Source organism: Ignavibacteriales bacterium (assembly GCA_016709155.1).
Lineage (GTDB): Bacteria > Bacteroidota > Ignavibacteria > Ignavibacteriales > Ignavibacteriaceae > JADJEI01.
Map to the genome: position 1 here is coordinate 1,599,907 of JADJEI010000001.1, position 24,838 is coordinate 1,624,744.

Annotated in this window: 24 protein-coding genes, 1 tRNA gene and 1 pseudogene; 13 read left to right on the forward strand and 13 right to left on the reverse strand. The window is 34.6% G+C overall.

All coding sequences use genetic code 11. The annotated features are described in order from the left end of the window. Positions 1-76: 76 nt before the first annotated feature. Complete coding sequence (locus IPH11_07680; GenBank protein MBK6913538.1) at positions 77-1,237, forward strand: metallophosphoesterase; 1,161 nt, start codon at positions 77-79, stop codon at positions 1,235-1,237. A 9-nt stretch (positions 1,238-1,246) separates the two neighbouring features. Here the strand turns inward: IPH11_07680 and IPH11_07685 are convergent, their stop codons facing one another. The 7 genes from IPH11_07685 to IPH11_07715 all read right to left on the reverse strand — a co-directional run bounded on the left by IPH11_07685 (position 1,247) and on the right by IPH11_07715 (position 6,798). After that, positions 1,247-2,218 (reverse strand): aldo/keto reductase, encoded by a 972-nt coding sequence (locus IPH11_07685; GenBank protein MBK6913539.1) that lies wholly within the window; start codon positions 2,216-2,218, stop codon positions 1,247-1,249. A 119-nt stretch (positions 2,219-2,337) separates the two neighbouring features. Further along, complete coding sequence (gene hemB, locus IPH11_07690; protein ID MBK6913540.1) at positions 2,338-3,324, reverse strand: porphobilinogen synthase; 987 nt, start codon at positions 3,322-3,324, stop codon at positions 2,338-2,340. Positions 3,325-3,363: 39 nt separating this feature from the next. After that, positions 3,364-3,729, reverse strand: coding sequence for a four helix bundle protein (locus IPH11_07695; GenBank protein ID MBK6913541.1), 366 nt, complete (start codon positions 3,727-3,729; stop codon positions 3,364-3,366). Positions 3,730-3,748: 19 nt separating this feature from the next. Then, positions 3,749-5,125: a protoporphyrinogen oxidase gene (gene hemG / locus IPH11_07700; GenBank protein ID MBK6913542.1), complete on the reverse strand. Its 1,377-nt coding sequence runs from the start codon at positions 5,123-5,125 to the stop codon at positions 3,749-3,751. Positions 5,126-5,257: 132 nt separating this feature from the next. Next, a complete protein-coding gene (locus tag IPH11_07705) occupies positions 5,258-5,824 on the reverse strand; it encodes a DUF1697 domain-containing protein (GenBank protein MBK6913543.1) in 567 nt (188 codons plus the stop codon). Positions 5,825-5,846: 22 nt separating this feature from the next. Further along, positions 5,847-6,509 carry a ferrochelatase gene (hemH, locus tag IPH11_07710; GenBank protein ID MBK6913544.1) on the reverse strand — a complete coding sequence of 221 codons (663 nt, stop codon included), beginning with the start codon at positions 6,507-6,509 and terminating at the stop codon, positions 5,847-5,849. 61 nt (positions 6,510-6,570) lie between these two features. Further along, positions 6,571-6,798 (reverse strand): ferrochelatase, encoded by a 228-nt coding sequence (locus IPH11_07715; GenBank protein MBK6913545.1) that lies wholly within the window; start codon positions 6,796-6,798, stop codon positions 6,571-6,573. Between the two features lie 281 nt (positions 6,799-7,079). Here IPH11_07715 and IPH11_07720 point away from each other — a divergent pair, with 281 nt between their 5' ends. Next, complete coding sequence (locus IPH11_07720; protein MBK6913546.1) at positions 7,080-7,649, forward strand: DinB family protein; 570 nt, start codon at positions 7,080-7,082, stop codon at positions 7,647-7,649. Positions 7,650-7,679: 30 nt separating this feature from the next. On the opposite strand, the gene IPH11_07725 is transcribed toward IPH11_07720, so the two are convergent. Further along, positions 7,680-8,120, reverse strand: coding sequence for a YtxH domain-containing protein (locus IPH11_07725; protein ID MBK6913547.1), 441 nt, complete (start codon positions 8,118-8,120; stop codon positions 7,680-7,682). Between the two features lie 91 nt (positions 8,121-8,211). Here IPH11_07725 and IPH11_07730 point away from each other — a divergent pair, with 91 nt between their 5' ends. Together IPH11_07730 and IPH11_07735 are read left to right on the forward strand one after the other, a co-directional pair. Then, a complete protein-coding gene (locus IPH11_07730) occupies positions 8,212-8,478 on the forward strand; it encodes a CoA-binding protein (protein ID MBK6913548.1) in 267 nt (88 codons plus the stop codon). Continuing rightward, positions 8,456-8,674 (forward strand): CoA-binding protein, encoded by a 219-nt coding sequence (locus tag IPH11_07735; protein ID MBK6913549.1) that lies wholly within the window; start codon positions 8,456-8,458, stop codon positions 8,672-8,674. Before IPH11_07730 ends, IPH11_07735 begins: the two co-directional genes overlap by 23 nt. Before the next feature lies 1 nt (position 8,675). On the opposite strand, the gene IPH11_07740 is transcribed toward IPH11_07735, so the two are convergent. Continuing rightward, on the reverse strand, positions 8,676-9,578 hold the full coding sequence (locus tag IPH11_07740) for a DMT family transporter (GenBank protein MBK6913550.1): 903 nt from the start codon (positions 9,576-9,578) through the stop codon (positions 8,676-8,678). Between the two features lie 153 nt (positions 9,579-9,731). Between IPH11_07740 and IPH11_07745 the strand changes: the two genes are divergently transcribed. The 8 genes and pseudogenes from IPH11_07745 to IPH11_07780 all read left to right on the forward strand — a co-directional run bounded on the left by IPH11_07745 (position 9,732) and on the right by IPH11_07780 (position 18,280). Next, positions 9,732-9,804: transfer RNA gene (locus IPH11_07745), tRNA-Lys, on the forward strand. Positions 9,805-9,987: 183 nt separating this feature from the next. Beyond that, positions 9,988-11,316 (forward strand): lysine 2,3-aminomutase, encoded by a 1,329-nt coding sequence (locus IPH11_07750; GenBank protein ID MBK6913551.1) that lies wholly within the window; start codon positions 9,988-9,990, stop codon positions 11,314-11,316. Between the two features lie 81 nt (positions 11,317-11,397). After that, a pseudogene (locus tag IPH11_07755) lies at positions 11,398-13,137 on the forward strand (bifunctional metallophosphatase/5'-nucleotidase). Positions 13,138-13,246: 109 nt separating this feature from the next. Continuing rightward, entirely contained in the window at positions 13,247-14,536 is a 1,290-nt protein-coding gene (gene hemL, locus IPH11_07760; protein MBK6913552.1) for a glutamate-1-semialdehyde 2,1-aminomutase, read from the forward strand. Between the two features lie 197 nt (positions 14,537-14,733). Then, positions 14,734-15,162 (forward strand): hypothetical protein, encoded by a 429-nt coding sequence (locus IPH11_07765; GenBank protein ID MBK6913553.1) that lies wholly within the window; start codon positions 14,734-14,736, stop codon positions 15,160-15,162. Positions 15,163-15,164: 2 nt separating this feature from the next. Next, positions 15,165-15,587, forward strand: a complete 423-nt coding sequence (locus IPH11_07770; protein ID MBK6913554.1) for an SRPBCC domain-containing protein — start codon at positions 15,165-15,167, stop codon at positions 15,585-15,587. Between the two features lie 201 nt (positions 15,588-15,788). After that, on the forward strand, positions 15,789-17,228 hold the full coding sequence (locus tag IPH11_07775; GenBank protein ID MBK6913555.1) for an MBOAT family protein: 1,440 nt from the start codon (positions 15,789-15,791) through the stop codon (positions 17,226-17,228). Positions 17,229-17,236: 8 nt separating this feature from the next. Next, complete coding sequence (locus tag IPH11_07780) at positions 17,237-18,280, forward strand: hypothetical protein (GenBank protein MBK6913556.1); 1,044 nt, start codon at positions 17,237-17,239, stop codon at positions 18,278-18,280. A gap of 157 nt (positions 18,281-18,437) precedes the next feature. Here the strand turns inward: IPH11_07780 and IPH11_07785 are convergent, their stop codons facing one another. Further along, positions 18,438-20,399 (reverse strand): PD40 domain-containing protein, encoded by a 1,962-nt coding sequence (locus tag IPH11_07785; protein MBK6913557.1) that lies wholly within the window; start codon positions 20,397-20,399, stop codon positions 18,438-18,440. Between the two features lie 287 nt (positions 20,400-20,686). After that, positions 20,687-21,409 (reverse strand): peroxiredoxin, encoded by a 723-nt coding sequence (locus IPH11_07790; protein MBK6913558.1) that lies wholly within the window; start codon positions 21,407-21,409, stop codon positions 20,687-20,689. A gap of 430 nt (positions 21,410-21,839) precedes the next feature. Here IPH11_07790 and IPH11_07795 point away from each other — a divergent pair, with 430 nt between their 5' ends. After that, a complete protein-coding gene (locus IPH11_07795) occupies positions 21,840-22,034 on the forward strand; it encodes a YwbE family protein (protein MBK6913559.1) in 195 nt (64 codons plus the stop codon). Positions 22,035-22,168: 134 nt separating this feature from the next. Here the strand turns inward: IPH11_07795 and IPH11_07800 are convergent, their stop codons facing one another. Both IPH11_07800 and IPH11_07805 read right to left on the reverse strand, forming a co-directional pair. Then, positions 22,169-23,617: a beta-lactamase family protein gene (locus IPH11_07800; protein ID MBK6913560.1), complete on the reverse strand. Its 1,449-nt coding sequence runs from the start codon at positions 23,615-23,617 to the stop codon at positions 22,169-22,171. Then, positions 23,614-24,792: a T9SS type A sorting domain-containing protein gene (locus IPH11_07805; GenBank protein ID MBK6913561.1), complete on the reverse strand. Its 1,179-nt coding sequence runs from the start codon at positions 24,790-24,792 to the stop codon at positions 23,614-23,616. The genes IPH11_07800 and IPH11_07805 overlap by 4 nt, the downstream gene beginning before the upstream one ends. Between the last annotated feature and the right edge of the window lie 46 nt (positions 24,793-24,838).

Sequence of the window (24,838 nt, forward strand, 5' to 3'; positions counted from 1 at the left end):
GAATGTGAATTTTTATTTTTTGATCATTGCTCTAATTGTAATTCTTGGTTTAATAGAATTTTATTTTATTACGAGAATGAATAAAACTCTCACCACTCTTAATGAATTTTTCTGGGTTAAGAATAAAAATAATTTTCTGACTGCTTATTTAATAATAACTAATATGTATTCCGCATTTTTGATTTGTAGCTGGGGGTACGCGGCAATTACAGATAACTCACCGATTGTTCCGCAGAATATATTTTTTGATTCCTTGATAATATTTCCATTTTGGTGGATGATCGTTTTTACGGTACAAGTAACTCTATTTATTCTGTCATTTGATTTCATAAGACTGGTGATTTTTCCTTTCACAAGAAAAGTCAAAGAAAAAATATTTAAGATCGAATCATATTCTGTTTTTGTTCTTGCATTATTTTTTCTGTTGTACGTTCCCTTTCGTTTTTGGTATGATTATCGAAATATTTCTCTGAACAACGTAGAAATGCCGGTTAAGAATTTACCGGCCGAATTCGATAAATTCAGGATAGTTTTTATTTCTGACACACAAGCCGATAGGTACACAAACGATTCCAGACTTTCTGATTTTGTTATAAAAGTTAATTCGTTACAAGCTGATCTTGTTTTGGTGGGGGGAGATATTATTACATCAACTCCCGATTACATTTCGACAGGTGCGAAATATCTCGGAAAAATAAAATCCGGGTATGGCGTTTACTCCTGTGTTGGTGACCACGACAATTGGGCTTATCGGAATGATTTTGAAAGAAGCAGAAATGAGGTGAGGGCAGCATTATTAAAAAATAATGTTAGAATGCTTGACAATGAATCTTTAATGATTCCTCTTAAAGATTTTAAATTATTTTTATCCTTCACTACTAATACTTACATGGATAAAACAACTGATCGTACATTAGACAGCCTGGCTAAGCAAAGTACGGGTTCGGATTTTAAAATTATGATTACTCATCAACCTTTGAAGAATGTGATTTTAAATTCTGTCAAAAACGATTTCGATTTAATTCTTGCAGGACACACACACGGCGGGCAAATAACTTTTCTATTTCCCTTTTTCAACCTCTCGCCGACAATATTTGAAACTAAATATTTACGCGGCGAATTTGATTTTGGTAAAACTAAAATGCTGGTATGCCGCGGACTTGGAATGTCACTCGCACCGGTTCGTTATAATTCAACTCCAGAAATAATTTTATTAGAATTAAAAAAAGGGAATTGAATAAAAATATTATTTTAAAAACGTTTCTTCGATAAAACCGAACTCTTCTTTAGTCAACGGCTTATCGGCTGCAAATAAATTTGATTTAACCTGACTCAAATTTCTAAAACCGGGAATTACAGTTCCAACAAAATTATAATAAAGCAAATACTGCAAAACAGCTCTGCCAAGCTCGTTGATAGATGACCCAAACTTAAGTTTCATTTTTTCGATTCGTGGTTCAAGCCACTCAAGATGTTCTTTGGAAAAACGCTTTAACCCTCTGCGATGATCACCAAATTCAAATTGCGGAGGATTTTTTGAAGAGTATTTACCGAGCAGCAAGCCTTCACCGAGTGGTCTGAATGAAACAAAAGATATTTTTCTTTCTTCTATTAGTTTTCTCGTGGGAGAATTTGAATTAATAAAATCCTTTTCAATCGGGTTAGCAAAACTTTGAATGACTTCGGGGTTTACTTTCGGGATTAGTTTCATAAAGTCTTCATTTGAATATGCCGATTGACCAATCACTCTTATTTTTCCCTCATCCTTTAATTTGTAAATTACTTCAATTGCATCGTCAAGATATTTATCTTTCTCACCAAAATCTCCATGATGAAAATAATAGATATCAATGTAATCGCGATTAAGATTAACGAGGGACTGTTCGCATTGATGACGAATATGTTTCGGCTCGTAAGCGTGTGCGGCAGTTCCGGGGAACCAGCCAATTTTTGTGGAGATAACAAAATTGTTTGTACGCTTGCCAAGAATTCGTGCAAGCATTCTTTCTGCACGACCATTGCCGTAAACGTCAGCATTATCAAAATGATTTACGCCATTTTCGATAGCGTAGTTAATAGCTTCTGCAATTTCATTCTCATCAACATCTGCCCACCCGTTTGGATCGCCGTTAACCCAATTTAGACCGCCCATTGTCCAGCAGCCAAGTGATATTTCCGAAATTTCTAATTCGGTCTTTCCAATTTTTCTGTATTTCATTTCACATCTCCTAACTTAATCTTGATCTTGAACCTGAACTTAATCTTGATTTTACACCAAAACGGTAATGTTCAGGATCAAGTTCAGGTTCAAGTTCATGGAATAATAATTATTATTTACTACTTTTGATTTCTGTCAATCCACCTTGCAAGATCTTTTGCAAAGTAAGTTAAAAACATATCTGCGCCAGCACGTTTAATTGCAAATGCAGCTTCAACCATTACACGCTCTTCATCAATCCAGCCATTTGCACCGGCTGCTTTTATCATAGCATATTCACCGCTAACTTGATAAGCAGCGGTTGGCATTCCAAATTTTTCTTTAACTGCACGAATAACATCTAGATATGGTCCTGCTGGTTTTACCATAACTATATCTGCGCCTTCTTCAATATCTTCAGCAACTTCGCGCAAAGCTTCGTTAACGTTTCCAATATCCATCTGATGAGATTTTCTATCTCCAAAAGACGGAGTTGAATCGGCGGCATCTCTAAAAGGTCCATAAAAACCGGAAGCATATTTTGCGGCGTAACTCATAATCGGAATTTTAGTAAAGCCTTTGTAATCCAACGCTTTTCTTATTGCCGCAACTCTTCCATCCATCATATCGGAAGGAGCGATCATATCAGCACCAGCGTCAGCATGTGATACTGCTTCTTTGGCAAGAAGTGAAATTGTTTCGTCATTCAAAATATCTTCACCATTCAAAAGTCCGCAGTGTCCGTGCGAAGTATATTCACACATACAAACATCTGTAATTATAAGAAGATTATTTACTTCTGCTTTAATAGCACGAATAGCTTGCTGAATTATTCCGTTTGCATCGTAAGCACCGGAACCAACTTCATCTTTGTGATCGGGTATTCCAAAAAGTATTATTGCAGGAATTCCAAGATCACGAACTTCTTTGCATTCTTTTACAAGTTCATCAATTGATAATTGAAAAACCCCAGGCATAGATTTAACAGGGTTTTTAATCTTTGTTCCCGGTACAACAAACAGCGGATAAATCAAATCGTTTTTTGTTAAGACCGTTTCGCGAACCATATCACGCACAAGCGGATTGTATCTTAAACGACGATGACGAATGACAGGATACGAACTCATAACTTCTCCAATGTAAAATTTAGAATGTATAATGTAGAATTAAGTTTCCTTTGATGATTTAATAATTGCAGTAAGTAATTTTGACAATTCTTCACAATCATTAAACAGGCTTATAAATTCCTTCTCTGAAATTATATCAGATTCCTTTAATAATTTCAACCAATATTCGGTTTCTCTTGATTCTTTTAAAGATATGCCAAGTTTATTAATAAAATCTTTTTTGGTAAAGGCACTTTGAGCTTCTGAGACATTGGCACCAATTGAAGTTCCGGATCTAAGCAATTGCTTAAATATAGAATTTAAATTGTAATTGTCTTTTGATTTTACCTTGTAAAATTTGATAATTCTAACTGCAAAATCAAAACTTTTTATCAATAGGATTATAAGAATTTGAAGTTTCTGCATTTTAAAATCATTCTAAATTCTACATTTTTAATTGTTCATTGATCTTGTCGCAGACAAGAGCGGCGTTTTTTACACAATCTCCAACGGAAATTCCGCCACGGAAATTACCACTTATAAACAATCCAGGATTTCTCTTTTCAAAATCATCAAAAAATCTTTCGTGTTCAACATATCCCAAATTGTATTGCGGAATTGCTTTTTCCCAAAATCGTTCCGATGAAAAAACAGGATCTGTAGATATTCCCATTAAAGATTCAAACTCTTTTCTTACTTTTATTAATAATGATGTTCTGTCTTCTTTAACAAACTCAGGGTTTCTTGATCCGCCAACAAATAAAGTAAACGCTGCTTTGGTTTCATCTGTTCGATCTGAAAAGATAATCGAACTCCAGAGTGCGCCAAGAAAAGATTTATTTTCTTTTGCAGGGATTAAAAATCCAAATCCATCTAAATCTTGTTTGATGTTTTTTCTATCGTAAACTAAATAGTAAACTAAAACCGGCGGATAATAAATTGCATCAGCATGAGTTTTAAAATCCTTATCATAATTTGTAAAAATTCTGCTTGCAGTATAAGATGGAATTGTAGATAGGACAGCATCGCAAACAATTTTGTTTGTTACTCCATTTTGCTGATAAGAAACCGAATATCCATTTTCATTTTTATCGACAGAAATAACTTCGCACGAAAGCAAAATATTGCTGCCAAAATATTTTTCAATCGCTTTTGGCAGAGCAATCATTCCGCTTTTAAAGGATAACATTTTTGCAGATTGCTTTGCAACCTCGGCTCGTTTTTTTCTTTCACGGATACTTCGAACGGTACCAACAATTAATCCACCGTACTTTTCTTCAAGCGCATAAAGTTTTGGGAAAGCAGATTTAACACTTAAGTCTTCCGGTCTTCCGGCATAAACACCGGCAACAAAAGGATTGATTGCATAATCTAAAAATTCCTGTCCCAATCTTAGCTTCACAAATTCGGCAAGACTTTGATAATAGCCATCGTTGGATTTTCCGATAAATGGCTCTGCCATTAATCGTAGCTTCGCTTTACCGGAAAACAATTTTGTTTTAATTAATCCTTGTGGAGACATTGGAAGCGAGTGAAGTTTGTTATTACGAAGGATGTATCTTTTGTTAGCAAGTTTACTTGCGTATAAAAGTTCAGGCTCAAGTTCAAGTTCACGAATTATTTGTCCAATTACAGGAGTAGTTTCTAAAGCACTATTTGGTCCGCGATCGAATAGAAAACCATTCTCAGTTACACTTTCTATTGATCCGCCAACAGCATTATTTTTTTCTATAACCGTAACATCAAATCCTTTTTTTGATAAAAGATATGCGGATGTTAGCCCTGAAATACCTGCACCAATTACTACAATTTTTTTATTCATATATTTTCCTCTTGAGCCTGAACCTGAACTTGAACCTGAACTTATTATTTATATTCTTAATTCAAATTTACTAAATGAGGTGAAATCGCACGAAGTGTGTTTTCAAACAAAACAATAAAGTTCCGATAGTACTCAACTAATTTCTGTTTTAATTTGCTCTGACGCTAACTCAAAAAGCTTGTTTACAGTTTTCCAATTTCGTGTTGTGGCATTCAACTTCAACTTATTCTCAATATAATTATTTGACAATTTGGTTTTTCCATACCCATTGACACAATAAAGAAAAATCTCTTTGCCGACAACGATGAATTTATCAGGAGAGTAATCCAATTTTTTTAAGGAATCCAAATACATATTGACAGGAACTTCAGAAAGAAAAGTTACATATAGCTTTTCTGCGTTGATATTTTTTCCATTTAAAAATGGATTTACAGCAGTGATTATATTTAATTCTTCTACTGTTCTTATAAGAACAGAAACAGAGAAATTATATTTTCTTACAATTGCTTTTTCAATCTTTTCAATAATTTTATCCGGCGGAATATTTGAGCCAGAATTGAAAACAACATTACCGCTTTGAATGTACGTCTGTACATTTTGCAATCCGAGATTTTCATACAGCGATTTTAATTCACTCATTAAAATTTTCTTTTGCGCGCTGACGTTTATTCCGCGAAGTAAGGAGATGTATGTTTTCATAAAAATAATTTACTCATAAATATTATTGAAGACTCAATTTCACTAAATCGCTTAAAGCTGAAATAAACAAATCCGAATCATTCAGTCCGTTCATCACAAAATAATTTTCGATCCCACATTCGTCAGCAACATGGCGATATTCAATATTCAGTTCGAAAGCAGTTTCAACGTGATCAGAAACAAAGCTGATTGGAATTACTAGCAAATGTTTTTTACCTTTTAACGAAAGTTCTTTTATTTTATCTGAAGTGGATGGCTCAAGCCACTTTGCCGGGCCCACTTTGCTTTGGAAACAGAGATGATAATCGTGAGAATGATTTCTTAATTTCATCACCGCTTCCATTGTTTCTTTTATTTGTCTGCTGTAAGGATCACCTTTCTTAACATAACTAACGGGTGTTCCGTGCGCACTAAAAACTAATTGAACATTTTCCCTTTCACCTTCCGGAAAATTTAATAATGATTCATCAATTCTTTGATTTATAGCTCTTAAATAATATTTATTTGTCGGGTAAGAATTAATATAAATCAAATTAGATGCTTCACCTCCGTAAACTCTCTTCCACTCATTAAAGGACGAACCCGTTGTTGACATCGAGAAGTGTGGATATAAAGGAAGTAAAACTATTTTATAAATTTTTGGGTAAAAATAATTTCTGCCGTCTCTTTTGTCAATGGTTTCCAATAACGCATTGCTGTAAACACTTCCGCATCAAAATTATTTTTTAATAAATCCGTTTGAAGCATTAAGCGCTGTTTTCTGTCCACATATTGATGGGTGAGCTTCCCCCGATCAGTTTATATTCTTTCTGAACTTTTGGCACACGCTTTTTAGAAATAAATTTTGCAAGTGATTTTTGAAATGGAATTTTAAATATGTCCGGGTCATTAAACAGATTTTCGAGAAACGGTTGAACCGCATCAAGAGAATCCGGTCCGCCAAGATTAAATAATACTACTGCTATTTTATTCATTACTTTCCATTAATTTTTATTCAAGCCAATTGATACGTCTTAGTAAATTATGTTATGTACATTTGATGAAAACCTTCGATTTTATCTCCAGAGAAATAATTAAGGATTTTTCTATTGAATCGAACTTAACCTTATTATTCATTTCCATCTTTCAATCAAAATATTTTTCTCTTAGTCAAAATAACTCTTGACTATAAACATACAAATGAAGTAAGTTAAGCCTGTTGTTCCCGCAGAGTTTATTACTTAATTAACTAATTCTCAATTATATGGAGTGTGTTATGAAATACAGATCAAACTTTTCTGTCCTTTTGTTCGTTCTAATAGTTTTTTCTTCAGTGATTCAATCAAGACCTGTAGTCAATTTATCAGGCGATGAGCATTCTGGTTTTCAAGCCGATTTGATTGGAAATATTGATGCAGTATCGGGAAAAATTTTTCAACTGCTCGATGCTATGCCGCAGGATAAAATGGAATGGAGACCTGCTGAAGGTGTTCGCTCTGTTTCGGAGGTTTATCTTCATATCGCTTTTTCAAATTACCTGATCTTAATGAGTACCGGAGCCGAAGTGCCTCCTGAAATTGCTTTCGAGAAAATGAATGCCTGGGATACTCAGACAATGGATAAAAAGGAAATTGCCGAAATTCTTCGCACATCTTTTGATAAAGTAAAAGATCTAATAAAAAATACTTCCAATTCGGATCTCGAGCTTGAGATGGAAGTTTTTGGAATGAAAATGACGAGAAGAGCATTCTTTATGGGAATGCACGGTCACATGCATGAACATCTTGGACAGTCAATTGCTTATGCAAGAATGAATGGTGTTACCCCGCCCTGGAGCAAACCATAACAGGCACTCAGAACATTTTAAAATTAATTTTTATATTGGTCTTCTTCTCATTCCTTCGTGTTTGGGAAGAAGATTATATTCTCCAAGCCAGTCATATTTGTCAATATAATCTGTTTCTTCATCAGCGAATTGTTTGTATGATTCTATTGCCGCAGAATATGCCGAATGAATTGCTTCGATTTCCTTTTCAAAACTTTCTTTAGTGCCTTTATATTTTCCGGAAGCAAACTGCTTTGAAATATTTATTAACTCTTCTGTCTTTCTATAAATATCGCCGGCTGTGGATTTTGCTCTTTTGATTAGTTCGCTTGCTTTTTCCTTAGCATTTTCAAAGTAAATATCTAAATCATTTGTAAGTATAGTCCTGAAAATTCTACCTTCTCTTGTTGCGAATAGAAATGTGAGCATACTGCCTGCTGCAGCACTTAGAAGCAATGTCCCAATACCAAAACAATTTTTCTTTTCCCTCATTAGGCTTTCCCTTTTTTATTTCTCGGATAACAAAAAGTTTATTAATAAAAGTTAATTTTCTAAAGCAAAAATAAAAAAATCAGAGGAGAACATGTCAAGTAAAACAATTGAGGAAATTCTTAACTGCCGAAACATCGCAGTGGTTGGTGTTTCAAGAAATCAGAAGGGATTTGGATTTACTGCTGTACAATCATTAAAAAATTCCGGCTGCAATGTTTATGCAGTAAATAAAAATTCAATTCCAGGAGATAGTACTAATCTTTTCCCCAAACTTTCAGCGATTCCTGCTGCACTCGATGCAATTATCACAACCGTACCACCGGATGAAACGATGAATGTTTTTAAACGATGCCATTAGTCTTGGTATAAAGAAAGTTTGGCTGCAGCCAGGTTCGGATTCAAAAGAAGTAAAAGACTTTTGCGAAACGAATAACCTTCAATTCGTTTCCGGCGAATGTATAATTATGTATTTGAAAAACATTGGCTTCATTCATCGCGCGCACAAGTGGATTCACGATAAGTTTGAACATAGAAGAACTGCGATTTCTAAATAAGTTATTTTATTCTACTTACTTTAATAATGCTGGCGAAGAGAATTGCAACACCTATCCACTGAACTAAAGTTAAAATATTTCCGTGTACAAAATACTCGAGCACCACTGCAGTTAAAGGGAAAGCTAATTCGCAGATAGAAGCAACTGAAGCAGTGATTCTTTTCAATCCATAATAATACAGAAAAATTGCGGGACCACCGGTTGTAAATGCTATAATAAAAAATACCATCACCTGATGAGATGAAATTGTTTGAATTGATTTTGCATCTCCTGCAGCAATCATAATTACGAACATTATTATTGAAGTAATAGCAAAACGAAGATAGGTTCCTAATTCAAAACTTACGTTAAGAAGTGCACGTTTACTAAGTACAGTTGACGAACTAAAGCTTAAAGCGGCAAGCAGAGCAAAAAGTGCAGCTATTGTTGTTTTATCTCCTGCATTAAAATCAGGTATCGTAAATCCAAAAGTCATCAAATAAGCACCAAGGATTGCCAGGGCAGCCCAGAGAAAAAATTCCCTGTGAAGTTTTTCTTTTAAAAAAATTGCCGCCAAACTTATTGCGAAAACAGGTTGAAGTTTTTGCAAAAGAATTATAATTGATAGATTGACAAAATTGACATAAAAAAGTGCCTTCGTAATCGCCATTGTTCCAACTGCACCGCCAAGTAATGCTACTCCGGCATAAGCCAGCCAATCTTTAAACGATAATTTTTTAAGTATGAAAATATTTTTAAATAAAAGCGGCGTTAACAAAACAGCAACTATTGAACTTTCGATAAAAACAACAAGCACAACTGGAAGGCTGTATAAGGATGGTCGAAGTACAATACCATCCACCCCCCACAAACTTGCAGCAATAACAATTAAAAAAGCCGGTAGAATTGAATATTCGGAATATATTTTTTTTGATCGTTCATTTAGCAAATAATAAGATTCGTTTTTATTGAGTGGAAAATTAGATTATTATCATTGATACTGAAAGAGATAAAGCAATTTTCAAATAAAATATCAGTTGTTTTTTGAAAGTGCAATAAAAATCTTTATTTTTGCCCCGCATCCTTAGCTCAGTTGGTAGAGCATCTGACTCTTAATCAGCAGGTCGCGGGTTCGAATCCCGCAGGATGCACTAAAATTTTAATTCCTCCTTCTGTTTATCTGATTAGTTTAAATGGTCAATTTTTTCCCCCGAGCTTATTGCAAAAAATCGTTTAGACTTGATTTTATGATCAGAAATCTTATTTTGCAATAAAGAGATACTTAAGACACATCAAATTCTCGAGTTAGTAACTAATCAGAAAGGAGATGACGTATGAAGTACAATTCATTCATGCTTCACAACTTCAGAAACATCCCCCAGCTAAAATTAATTTCTTCAGAATTAATTGAAGCAATAGAAACGGTTGGTTCTGTACTTCCATTCAAAACCAACAATTATGTTGTAGATAATCTTATTGATTGGAACAACATTCCCGATGATCCAATGTTTAAACTTACTTTTCCACAAAAAGATATGCTGATTCCTAAACATTATAAGGAAATGAAATCAGTTATTAAAAATGGTGCTGATAAAGCAGCGATAAAAGAAGCTGCAAATAAAATCAGACTTACATTAAATCCGCATCCTGCCGGACAGCTTGAACACAACGTACCAATGGTTGAAGGAGAAAAACTTTTTGGTATGCAGCATAAATATCTTCAAACATTACTGTTTTTCCCGAGTCAGGGACAAACCTGTCATGCTTATTGTACCTTTTGTTTTCGCTGGCCTCAATTTGTTGGGATGGAAGATTTAAAATTTGCCTCTAAAGAAGCCGAACATTTAGTTGGGTATGTTAAGACACATAAAGAAGTCACTGATGTTTTATTCACCGGTGGTGATCCTTTGATAATGAAAACAAAGCACCTTGAAAATTACATACGTCCATTATTAGAAGCCGATATTCCCAACCTTAGAAACATTCGAATCGGAACAAAGGCACTTGGTTATTGGCCATACAGATTTTTAACTGATGAGGATGCTGGTGATTTGCTTAATCTATTCGAAGACGTTAGACGAGCAAGTAAACATCTTGCACTAATGGCTCACTTTAATCATCCAGTTGAACTTAGTACAGATACGGTAGCTGAAGCAATAAAAAGAATTTTAAGAACTGGCGCTGTAATAAGAACTCAATCACCCGTTATTAAACATATAAATGATTCGGCAGAAACTTGGGCAGATATGCTGAAGAAGCAGGTTGCTCTTGGCTGCATTCCATATTACATGTTTGTTGCAAGAAATACCGGTGCGCAGCATTATTTTTCTATTCCACTTATTGAAGCCTGGAAAATATTTAGGGAAACATACCAATCCGTTAGCGGTATTTGCAGAACGTTACGTGGACCAAGCATGTCTTGCCTTCCGGGCAAAGTTCAGATACTTGGTGTTGCTGATATTAAAGATGAAAAAGTTATGGTTTTCAGAATGATTCAGGGAAGAAATCCCAATTGGGCAGCGCGTCCATTTTTTGCTAAGTATGATGAGGAAGCAATTTGGTACACAGATCTTAAACCGGCATTTGATGAAGAAAAATTTTTCTTTACCGATGAGCTAAATGAAATTTTAACTCCCGCAGAAATAGAAAGTGATTTTGAGTGATTTGTCGGTGTGACTATCTTTGTGTATCAATAAACTTTAAGAAATGAATATGCAAAAAGATTATCACACCTTTATTTTTTTATTATTTGTGCAATAACTTTTGTTTTTACTCTTAACGCACAAACAGTAACCGTAAAAATAATAGAAACCTCTGATGTACACGGTGCAATTTTTCCTTATAGTTTAAAAGACAATAAAGAAATTAATTCTTCGCTTGCCCGTGTATCAACTTATGTTAATCAGCAGCGGGCAGATACAAATCAAATCGTTTTTCTTTTAGATAACGGAGATATAATACAAGGTAATCCTGCTGTTTATTATTACAATTTTGAAAAAACTGATACAATGAATCTTTACGCTGATGTAATGAATTATATGAAGTATGATGCGGCAACTATTGGCAATCACGATATTGAAACGGGACACGATGTTTACGATAAGTTTAATAAAGAATTAAATTTTCCGTGGCTTGCTGCTAATGCAATAAACACAGAAACAAATCAGTCTTACTTTAAGCCTTACACAACTATTGAAAAAGGCGGAGTTAAAATTGCAATACTTGGTTTGATAACTCCTGCAATTCCGCAATGGCTTCCGGAAAAAATCTGGAGCGGAATGCGTTTTGATGATATGATTGAAACTGCACAAAAGTGGGTTAAGAAAATCAGAGAAACCGAGCAGCCTGATTTAATGATTGGCTTATTTCATTCCGGTGTTGATTACACCTATAACAACGAAAATGAAAACACTTATAAAAATGAAAATGCTTCTCGACTTGTAGCAGAAAAAGTTGATGGTTTTGATTTGATTTTTGTTGGACATGATCATGCCGGCTGGAATTTTAAAACTAAAAGTCCTTCAGGAAAAGAAGTTCTGATACTCGGAACAAACGCCAGCGCACAAAATGTTGCTGTTGCAAACTACACTTTAAAATATGATAAGATGTGTATGATCTTTGATAAGAAATCAATAACCGGTGAGCTTGTAGATATGAAAGATTATGCGATTGATATGAGCTTTGTAAATCACTTTAGTAAAAATCTTGATGCGATAAGAAATTATATTTCTCAACCGGTTGGTGAGTTTACAGAAATGATTTCTTCTCGTGATGCAATGTTCGGTCCATCAAAGTTTGTTGATTTGATTCATACGGTTCAACTCGAACTAACGGATGCCGATGTTTCGTTTACAGCTCCACTTTCATTTAACACAAAGATTGATGCGGGTAAACTTTTTGCACGTGATATGTTTGATCTTTATCGCTACGAAAACTTTTTATACACGATGGAACTTAGCGGACAGGAAATAAAAGATTATCTTGAATTTTCCTATGGTAACTGGATGAACATTATGAAAGATGAAAATGATCATCTGCTAAAGTTTAAATTGGATGAAACGGGAAATCTTGTCTACTCAGAGCGATCAAAATCTCCTGAGCTTGAAGAACGCTTTTACAATTTTGATTCCGCTGCGGGCATTGAATATGTTGTTGATGTTACAAAGCCTGTTGGTGAAAGAATTAAGATTATTCGATTTTCAAATGGAAACGATTTTGATCTGAATAAAAAATATAAAGCAGCCATCAACTCTTATCGTGGTAATGGCGGCGGAAGACACTTAACAGATGGCGCAAAATTCCACACGAAGAATTGAGCAAAAGAGTTCTCAACACAACAGAAAAAGATCTTCGTTACTTTGTAATGAAGTGGATTGAAGAATAAACAAACAGTAGAACCAAAACTTCTTAACAACTGGAAAGTTGTACCGGAAAATTTTTGGCAAGCAGGCAAACAAAAAGATTATCAAATACTTTTTAACTAAGTGGTTCTAAGTGCTCTTTGTGTCTTCGTGGTAGATCTTTTTTCACCACATAGACACTTAGAACACTAAGTTTCACTAAGAAATATTTATTAACTAAAACTTATTTTTTATGAACACAACAAAAAGCAAACAACTATTTGAAAAAGCAAAAAAATTTATTCCTGGCGGAGTAAACTCACCCGTGCGGGCATTCAAGTCTGTCGGCGGCGATCCAATTTTTATTGAAAGAGGAGCTGGCTCAAAGTTTTATGATGTTGATGGTAACGAATACATAGATTACATCGGAAGCTGGGGACCGCATTTATTCGGGCACAATCCGCCATTTATTAAAGAAGCACTAATACGAACATTTGAAAACGGAACAAGCTTTGGCGCACCAACCGAAATGGAAGTTAAAATGGCTCAGTTAATTACTGATCTTGTTCCATCTGTTGAAATGGTGAGAATGGTTAACAGCGGAACCGAAGCCACAATGAGTGCTGTTCGCGTTGCGCGTGGTTACACAGGAAGAGATAAGTTTATAAAATTTGAGGGCTGCTATCACGGTCACGCTGATCATTTTTTGATTAAAGCAGGCAGCGGTGCTTTAACATTTGGCGTCCCAACTTCTCCCGGAGTTACAAAAGCTAACGCTTCTGATACTTTGCTTGCGGATTACAATAACATTAATTCTGTTAAAGAATTGGTTACAAAGTATCGCGGACAAATTGCAGCAATTATTATAGAGCCGATTGCGGGTAATATGGGTGTTGTGCAAGCGAATGAAGAATTTCTTGTTAACCTAAGAGGAATCTGTAATGAAGAAGGTATTGCTTTAATTTTTGATGAAGTGATGACAGGATTTCGTGTTGCGGCTGGAGGCGCACAGGAAATTTTAGGTGTTAAGCCAGATCTAACAACATTCGGAAAAATTATTGGCGGTGGTTTACCTGTTGGTGCGTTTGGCGGAAAAAGAGAAATTATGGAAATGCTTTCACCAAGCGGGCCCGTTTACCAGGCAGGAACATTAAGCGGTAATCCACTTGCAATGTGTGCAGGATTTGCTGCGCTAACTTACATTAAAGAACATCCTGAAATTTATGTTAAGTTAGAAAAATCTTGTATGTATCTGGAAAATGGATTTAAAGAAAACTTAAACTCTGTTGGAAAAAATTATGCAATGAATCGTGTTGGCTCTATGATGTGTATGTTCTTCACAGAAAAACCTGTTAATGATTTTAAATCTGCTTTAACTTCTGATACGGCATTGTACGGAAAATATTTTCACGAAATGCTAAATCGCGGAATCTATCTTGCACCAGCACAGTTTGAAGCTTTGTTTGTTTCAACTGCACACACAAAAGAAGACCTGGATAAGACTATATTGGCGCATAGAGAAGCGTTGGAAACTATCTTTTAGCGTACCGATTTGGGGGGGGGAGTTGTTTTGAATATTTTTCAATTAGTTCTAATCTTTTCATATTTTAAAACCTAATAACTTATATTTTGTAGTTATTACGAAATAAATATAGTTTTTAAAGAAGATTATACGCAATATTGCGTAAAGAATTTTGTTAGCGGCAAGCATAAAAGAAGACAATAAACAAAAAAATCGGTATGAAAACAGAAAAGATACACACAACAAATTACTACGACACTTTTATTGAAGTTGCCGAAGACACAAAAGTTTCTTGTGGGACAAAACCACCTTTCAAAGCTGACAAGAAAACTATTGCCGAGATGCAATATGAATTAATTGCGAACAAACCCTACATATATACTTCGGACGAAATATTTTTTCAAGTGTTTGTCCACAGAAACGGCTTAACAAAAGCGGAATACAAACAAGCACGCCAACAATTTTTCTCAAAAGGACAACCTTGTTTTCGTTCATCACCATTGACAAAAACGTATGGTTTTGGCGTTCACGCTGACAGTATTGGAAAAGTTGCGATCTTCGGAATGGAAACAGAACAATATAAGAAGTTTCAAAGGGACCCGACTATCAAAAAAGTAAAAGCAATGCGAACAACAAAGAAACAATAAAAATGGAAACACATCACAAAATTGAATATAAGACGACAATCAACGCACCTCTTGAAAAAGTATGGGAAGCATTGACAGAACCTGAAATTGTGAAACAATACTTTTTCGGGACAAACTTGGTAACCGGCTGGAAAGTTGGTGAACCAATTATTTTTCAAGGAGAGTGGGAAGGACAAACATATCAAGACAAGGGAGAAGTGCTTGAGTACAAACACAACCAACGACTTGCATATTCATATTTAAGTAATTGGAGCGGAAAAGAAGACAAACCAGAAAATTATTTATGGGTTTGCTATGAAGTAAAAGCAGACGGTAAAAACACAGAGTTAACTATTCATCAAAGCAACTATGACGAAGAACGAGCCAAACATTCAGAAGGAAATTGGGCTTCACTTATGGACGGAATGAAAAAAATTATTGAATAAAAAATGCCTGCTACTAACACGGGTTTTGTGTCAGGCGGGGTGACGTGTCAACTTGGAGCTTTGTGCTTCTATTCAAGTTCAGTGCAGGTTGACAGTTTTGTGCTCCGAAACCCGCCCGAACGCAAAGCCCGAAACCGTTAATGGGCATGCTAAGAGAAACGATAGTGCAAATAACAAACATTAAAAGAATAGACAGAATTTATGCTTTTTAACTCAATTGACTTTGCGATTTTCCTGCCAATAGTTTTTATACTCTATTGGTTTGTGACAGACAGAAACTTGAAACTGCAGAATTTTTTAATCGTAGCAGCGAGTTATTTATTTTATGGCTGGTGGGACTGGAGATTTCTTTCTTTAATACTATTCAGTTCTCTTGTTGATTACTTTGTTGGTGTTGGACTACTAAAACAGGAAAATTTGACAAAACGAAAACTATTACTTTGGACAAGTATTATAGTAAATCTTGGATTTTTCAAATACTATAACTTTTTCCTTGACAACTTTATAACTGCCTTTTCATTTTTTGGAACAGAAATTAAAGCAAATACCTTGAATATTATTTTGCCTGTTGGCATTAGCTTTTACACCTTTCAAACAATGAGTTATAGTATTGACGTTTACAAAAGGAAGCTTGAACCAACAAAGGATTTTATTGCTTTTTCTGCATTTGTTAGTTTCTTTCCTCAATTAGTTGCAGGACCAATTGAAAGAGCTACACGTTTACTTCCTCAATTTTATAAAAAACGCACTTTTGATTATTCAAAGGCAGTTGACGGAATGCGTCAAATACTTTGGGGTTTGTTCAAAAAGATTGTTATTGCTGACAATTGTGCAGAATATGCAAACTTGATTTTCAATAATTCGGCAGATTATTCTGGGAGCACTTTAGTTCTTGGTGCATTATTCTTTACATTTCAAATTTACGGAGACTTTTCAGGCTATTCTGACATTGCGATTGGAACTTCCAGACTTTTTGGGTTTGACCTAATGCGGAACTTCAACTTTCCATATTTTTCAAGAGATATTGCGGAATTTTGGAGACGTTGGCATATTTCACTTTCAACTTGGTTTAGAGACTATCTTTATATTCCATTAGGTGGTAGTCGTGGTGGTACTTGGATGAAAGTAAGAAACACTTTTATTATTTTCATTGTAAGCGGTTTTTGGCACGGGGCAAATTGGACTTTTGTTGTCTGGGGAGCATTAAATGCTATTTACTTCTTGCCACTTTTATTGACCAACAAAAACCGTAATAATCTTGAAACAATAGCTCAAGGAAAATTCATTCCAAATATCAAAGAATTTTCTTTTATGTTAATTACTTTTGGATTGACCGTTTTTGCATGGATATTTTTTAGGGCAAATAATCTTGGACATGCGATAAACTACATTTCTGAAATTTTATCGCCTTCTCTTTTCTCAATACCTAAATTCGCTGGTATGGCAAGAGACATAACTATAATAATTCTTGTTGCAATTTTTGTCTTAGTTGAATGGAAAGGAAGAGAAGGACAATATGCAATTTCGCATTTTGGCATTAAATGGAAACGCCCGATAAGATATTCAATGTACTATGCTATAATTATTGCAATTTTTTGGTTTGGCGGAAAAGAACAACAATTTATTTACTTTCAGTTTTAGAAAAAACTATGAAAAAATTTCTGCAAAAAATACTTGGATTTGTATTAATACCCCTTTTTATAATTGTTGCTCTCGAAATAGGTACATATATTTGGGGGCACCATATGTTTAAGGAAAATTCACTTGATAATGTGTTTCATAATGAATCAGCCCAATATAGTTGGATTAATACTATAGGACAGGACAGTATTGTGGTGCTTGCAGGTAGTTCAAGCGTGAGATATGACTTATCATGTAAAGAGCTAAATACACTTTCAAGCAATCAATTCAAATTCGTAAATATTGCGATGGATGCGCGAGACCCTATTGCCACTTATTTCATTATTAAAAACATGAATTTAAAAAAGGTTTCAGCTATTTATTTCGGGTTAGACCCTTGGATTTACACCAAAAGATATTACATGAACAGAAATATGTATATGTATTTAGATTTTAATTTTGGGGACATTTTATTGTTTTCTAAAGAACATGATAAAAGTGCACTAATAAAAAGGTATAAAAGTTTAGCAACATTCATGTTTTCAAGCATATTTTCAAACAAAAAAAAGTCGAATAATGTAGCTTCTGAAGTGCCGATAGATTATGGCTCAGTTGCGCTTGATAGACACGCTGTAAATTTTGATAGTCCTGTAAATAATTGGTTTCAAATTGATAAATATGGCTGGTCTGATTTACAGTTTATTTATCTTAAAAAATTAATGAACTTGTGTGTATCTAAAAACGTTAAATTTGGTGTTTTTATTCCTCCTAAACGCTCTGATTATTCATATATATATCAAAATGATTGTAAATTTATACACAATGAATTTGTGTCTAAACTTATGTTTTATGGAATAACCGCTCCAATTTTTGGACAGTTTGACCAATTTGATTCAATTGGAGATTCTATTTATTTTGCTGATGCATATCATTTAAATAGAGAAGGACAAAAAAAATATTCGGAATTATTTTACAATATGATGCAAAACGATAAGACAAAATTAACACATAAATACGATTGGTTTTCAAAGAACAATAAAGCACGAACGCACAACAAAGGCTATATGCAATAAGGGTTTCAGTGGTAATTCAAGCATTCTGCCCCGCTCAAACTTCGGTGTAGGTGGACAGGAAAGTAGCCCGCAATCCCTTACTGCATATAGCCTCAACCGTTAGTATTTTTTTATTCAGTTCTATACAAAACAATTTCAACTCCCATAGAATTGGCAATTAAACTTTTCCATCAGGATAAAAACGAACCTGGTAAAGCGGATTTGTAAAATCTGATAATATTAATGTTGACTCTCCTGTTTCAACATCCCAAAGTCTTGCTGTAAGATCTGACGAGCCCGTTGCTAATCTTTTTCCGTCAGGTGAAACATCTAATGTATAGACTCTTTGAGAATGTCCTTTAAATTCCTTTAATAATTTCCCAGAATTAACTTCCCACATTTTTACAATTTTATCTTCGCCTCCACTAAAAAATGTTTTGTCATCTTTTGAAAAGACTACTTCGTTTGGTGCGCCCTTATGTGCGTTTATTTCTAATATTTTTTCAAATGACTCTGCGTCCCATAATATTATTTTACCGTTGTCTTCTCCCGTTGCAATAATTTTCGAATTGTTACTTACAGCAAGTGCGAACGGGCGGGACTCAAGTGGAAGTTTAGCTATCATATCTCCTTCCTCAACTTGCCACACATACAATTCTTTTTTCTGTGATATAGCAGAAACAAATTTGCCATCGTTTGAATAAATTAGTTTGCCGCTTCCATAATTCATTCCAGGTAATTCGCGATAAAGTTTTCCCGTTTGGGTATCATAAATTTTTACTGCCGGATTCCAATTGCAAACAGCAACATATTTATTATCGGGGCTTAATGCTGCTGCATTTACAATTTCATCAAGCACGGGGTAGTTGCCGATCAACTTTCCTGTTTGTGCATTCCAAATGCTTAATGTAGAATCAGTTCCACCGGTTGCAAGAATTTTTCCGTCGTCACTTAAATCAAAAGCATACATTATATCTTTGTGTCTTCCGTTAGGATCTGAAAACTCTAAGCCGTTTTCTGCATTCCATAGCCGAACTGTTTTATCTGCAGATGAGGTAATAAAATATTTTCCATCGGGAGAAGTTGAAATTGATGAAACATTATCTTCGTGTCCAAATATTCTGCTAATTTTTTTCCCTGATTCGGCATTCCAGATTATAATTGTTGCGTCATTACCACTTGTATATAGTTGCTTTCCATCCTTGCTGTAAGCGATAGAAATAACGGGCTTTTGATGTCCGCGTAATTCGTAAACTAATTTTCCAGTTTCAATTTCCCAAACTCTGGGAGTTGTATTTTTTGTTGCAACTGCAATAAACTTTCCATCCGGGCTGAAAGCGATATTATCAACCGCAGAGTATTCCTTAACATCGCTAAAGTCAAAAATTTTGGGGTTAGAAAGATTACCCAATTCCCAAATACTCGCATTTGCTTCCCAGCTTCCGACAGCGAATCGTTCTCCATCGGCACTAAATTTTACAGCAACCAATGGGTGGGTGTTATAATCTGTTGTCCAGATTTTTTCATTAGTTTCAATATCATAAAGACTGATCAAACTATTCACTCCGCTTTCTTTTAGATACCACGAGCAAAAAATAATTTTTTTGCCATCGGGAGAAATATCAACATCGGCAAGTCCCCGTGCGCCTGTAAAAATTTTTGATAGTTCATTGCCGGAATTAAAATCCCAGATTCGAATTGTTGTATCGCGTGAACAAGAAATAAGTTTAGTGTCGTCGGGATTGAACTTTACAGAGTAAACAGAGTTTAAATGACCGGAGATTAATTTTACTTCTTCCAGAGTTTCGGAATTATGAATATGAATCGTTCCTTTTGTATCTCCGAAAGCAATAAACTTTCCATTATTGCTGTAAGCTATTTTGGTGGGGGCAACATCTTTCAAATCTATTATTTTTATGCTGCCGTCTATTCTCTTGCTTAGATAATTCCACTCCCAGCCGCGAAATTGTTCTGGAGCATTATTCAACCAACGCTTTGCTTCCATCTTTTCATTCAATCTTAAAGAAGAGTTAGCTGCTGAGATGTGTGCAAGATAGGAATTGTACAATAAATAGTTTTCCTGTGCCGACAAATAAACTGTTCCCAAAAGGATGATAATACAGAATGATACTCTTTTCATTATGCGCCTTTAAGATTTAGATGAATTATATTTATAGTTGATGCTGCTGTAATGCAATTTAGAAAATGATTTTTGTAAAACAAACAGCAGTGTAGGATAAAAAAAATAAGATGAGCAAGTAAATGTAAAGAGAATTAAAGTTTTCATAAAAATCTCAAATATTCTTACTATAAATAATTACAATATTTTAATTACTATCAACATTCATTAAATAGACCGTTTGTTATTTAATAAAAAAGCCGCAGAAAATTTTCTGCGGCTTTAAGTTTTAATTGAAAAATACTTGTTTATTTTTTCTTCAAGACTGCTTTCATAACAGCATCTTTGCTGATTGGTTTTGTACAGAAAAACCAATCATGGCAGGTTAAGTCTTTTTCTTTTCCTTCCATGCGATTTTTTGCCGTACCGCATGAACCAGCGGTAGGAATTATAACATCATCGCCTGGTCTCCAATCAGCGGGAGTTGCAATACCAAACTCATCTGCAGCTTGAAGTGCAATTATAACTCTGTAAAGCTCATCAAAATTTCTTCCCAGGCTTAACGGATAATAAATTATTGCTCTTATTATCCCTTTGGGATCGATAAAGAAAACTGCGCGAACTGCTTTTGTTGTGCTTTCACCCGGCTGAAGCATTCCATAAGTTTTTGCAACATTCATTGTAATGTCTTCAATCAAAGGAAAGTTTACTTCAACATTTTTCATTCCCTTGTATTCGATTTTTTCTTTTATAGTTCTTAACCAGGCAATGTGACTGGAAAGTCCATCGACAGAAAGACCAACAAGTTTACAGTTAGCCTCTTCAAATTGTTTTTCCATAGTAGCAAAAGTCATAAACTCAGAGGTACACACTGGTGTAAAATCCGCCGGATGACTGAATAAGATTACCCATTTGCCGGAATAATCTGCTGGAAAATTAATTTCTCCTTGTGTTGTTACTGCTTTGAATGATGGGGCTTTATCGCCGATACGGGGCATTGATACTGGTGTATTTTGAACTGCTTGTTCCATTTTATTTTCTCCTAATTAATTGTGTTAAATGATTGTTGGTTTGATGAAAGTTGATTCAATTAGATTCTTTAAAATATTATTGGTTTCATTTATAAAGATATAATTAAAATATATCTCACCGTTAGAAACAACTAAACTATTTTTATTTATGCTTATAACTCTTACAATTTTGAGGTCGGTGGGTTTAGAAAAATCAACTCTATCTTTTCCCGAAAGGATGGATTCCCCAAACTAATTATTAAAGCCAAGGTTTTCAATATTATTCATTACACCAAATCTTTTATAAAATTTATAATAAGGTTGTTTTCTTGTAATGACTTTATTTTATTTATTTTTACCACGCATAAAATTAATAAAAGCTATGAAGTTATCACTTTCAATCTGTAAAAATGATGTGGAGATTATTATAGAACCAAACAGGATATTTTAAATGAGTGAGATTAAACGTTCTGATATAAAAACAGGAATGCAAGTAAAAATAGTTTTGAAAGAAGACCAACATACAGGCAAACTTACAGAAGGTATTGTTAAAGATATTCTGACAAAATCTCCCAATCATCCGCACGGAATAAAAGTAAGACTTGAAACAGGTGAAGTTGGGCGGGTAAAGGAGATTATAAGCTAAATCAATTTTATTATCAAATCAATTAACAACGTCGAGTTTTTTAATGCTGTTCATAAACATTAATTTTAATTATTCTTGCTAAAAAAGATAGTCTTCAATAACCTGTTTACAATCACCACCAACAACAATGTATTTTATCTTTCTCCGGTTATAAGTTTAATAGTATTCCGCTTTAAATCATCATAAGCACCATTATCCTGATTAGAGAATATAACAAATGTTATATCAGAATTAGGAAAATATCTGAACTCAAAATTGACTCCCTTTGCTGTGCCGCCATGTCCGTAACTTATCTCCCGAGCCGATTTACCAATTATAAATCCATAACCATAATCTTCGGTAGCAACCATATTATTGTTTTTAATTGATATCATGTTTTTAAACGTTTCCCTTGAAACAATTAAATTATTTTTTAGCGCGTTAGAAAATTTTAACATATCATTAACGTTGGAATAAGAACCTCCGGCAGAACTGCCTTTACCTTTTACTCTTTCGACCTCAATCCAACTATCACCTTTTTCTGATCGAACCAATGGAGAGACAGTATTATTTGTTTCATTGTTAAAATAACCGCTGTTACTCATCCCGGCTTTATCAAGAATATTTTCTTTAACGAAGGTAAAGTAATCCGTTCGGGAAACTTTTTCGATGATCGCTCCCAGCAGAATATAGTTTGAATTATTATACTCGTATTCTTTTCCCGCATCACTTTTAAACCCAACATCTAAAACCATTTTTAGGTGATCATTGATTGTAACTGCATTACTGTAAGCTTCGCTTTTTTGTCCCCACCAATAATGTTCTACTCCTGATGTATGAGTAAGTAAGTTGTGTATTGTTATTTTATCCGCTTTTGTTTTATCTGAAAAGCCATCAATATATTTTGTTATATGATCGTTATAATTCAGCTTCTTATCCTCGACTAATTTAGCGATACATAATGCTGTAAACATTTTTCCACCGGAAGCCATTCCAAATAAAGAATTTGAATTTATTGGACTAGTTTTTTCCTTATCTGCAAATCCAAAATATTTTTCAAAAAGAATATTATTCCCTCTTGCAATCAAAATACTTCCATACAAATCATATTTTGAATTTAACGTCTGGATATAACCATTGAGCCAGTCTAGAGTCTCCTTCTGTTCGATACTGCCATTGGGAAGCGCTATAGGTTCAGAAACCTCAGCAATAAATCCTATTGTCTTTAATTTGTTAGGCGGTTCAGGATCAAGCCGCATTTGAAAATCCTGCCACATCACGTCGCCATCTTTCTTAGCATAGATATGCATAATATAGCTCATACCTTCAGGCTTGTTAAAGGTTAAGGTTTCTGAATGATGATATACTATGGGGGCATAACTATCGTGTAATTGTTTTACCAAGCCAAGCAGTCTATCAATTCCAACTTCATTAATAGCAGATTGAGAAAATATTCTTGATATAATTTCTCTTTGTTCAGCTTCAGAGGCAGAATTTATTGCTTGAATAAACAACGCACCATAATCATCGAGCTTGTGCTGAGCAACCAGATTAATTGTTAAGAATAATGCAAGATAAAAAATGCTATTAATGATTTTTCTCATTTTAAATAAACCATTTTATTTGTTTGAATGAAGTTTCCTGCTTTTAGTTGATAGTAATAAACTCCACTAGACAAGGATGAATTTACAGTATATAAAATAGAATTAAAACCAGCATTTTTAAATTCATCAACCAGAGTTTCAATCTCTCTGCCAAGAACATCTAATATTTTTAATGTTTGCCAACCGCTTACAGGAGACTGCCAACTTATTTTGGTACTTGGATTAAATGGATTGGGATAATTCTGTTCCAAGATAAAACTATTGGCAACAAGATCACCATCATCGGAAACTGAGGACACATTTATTTCTCTGATAACCACCGCATTTGGATTCATCAGACCACCTGAACCGCTTGGAATAAAATCCTCTATGTAAACACCGTTACTATCGAACATCTTAACCGAATGAGTTACACCGTTTCCGATAAGTATATTTCCATTGGAGAAAAAATCTACTCCCTCTGCCTGACCCAAACCGGTTATGAAGTTGCTGACAAATACTCCAGTCGAATCAAATCTTTTTACTGCTGTTCCATTATAATCAATCACTAACAGGTCGCCATTGTCATCAAACCAGATATTAGTTGGACCCGCGAGATTTGTATTAACAAAAAGTCCAAGATCGTTACCGTCCGGATCAAATTTTCTAACAGAAGCTGCGCCATATGAAGAGACATACAAATTACCTTCATCATCCCAGTCGATACCAATACTCTGTGTTATGCCTACGCCTGTGAACTCATCAACAAAAGCTCCGTCAAGTTGGTATCGCCAAACCTTTCCGTTACCCGACCACTGCAGTACATAAAGCAAGCTATCGGCACCGATTTTCATTCTGGTTGGTCCACCAATACCGGTGGCAAAGTCTCCGATATATTCTCCGGTAGACGAATTATATTTTGTTATCCTGCCGGTATTTAAGTTTGATATTAGCACTACTTGCTGTTCTTCCAGAAAAACAATGTCCTGCGGCCAGGCAAGAGCCGTATCTATAAAAGTTTCGGGATTCTCACTGTTTTCATCAAACTTTAAAATTTGCCACGGGGGATTTGAAAAGTTTCCCGCATCACTCACATAGATTTTTATGTCCTGCCCAAAAGCAATTGAGGGTAATAATATAACAGATAATGAAAACAGCAAAAGTAGTTTGCTGTAAAAAGCTATATCAATATACATTTCGTAGCTCCTTATTTTGTTGATGTAAATCAGCCTATATCAATTG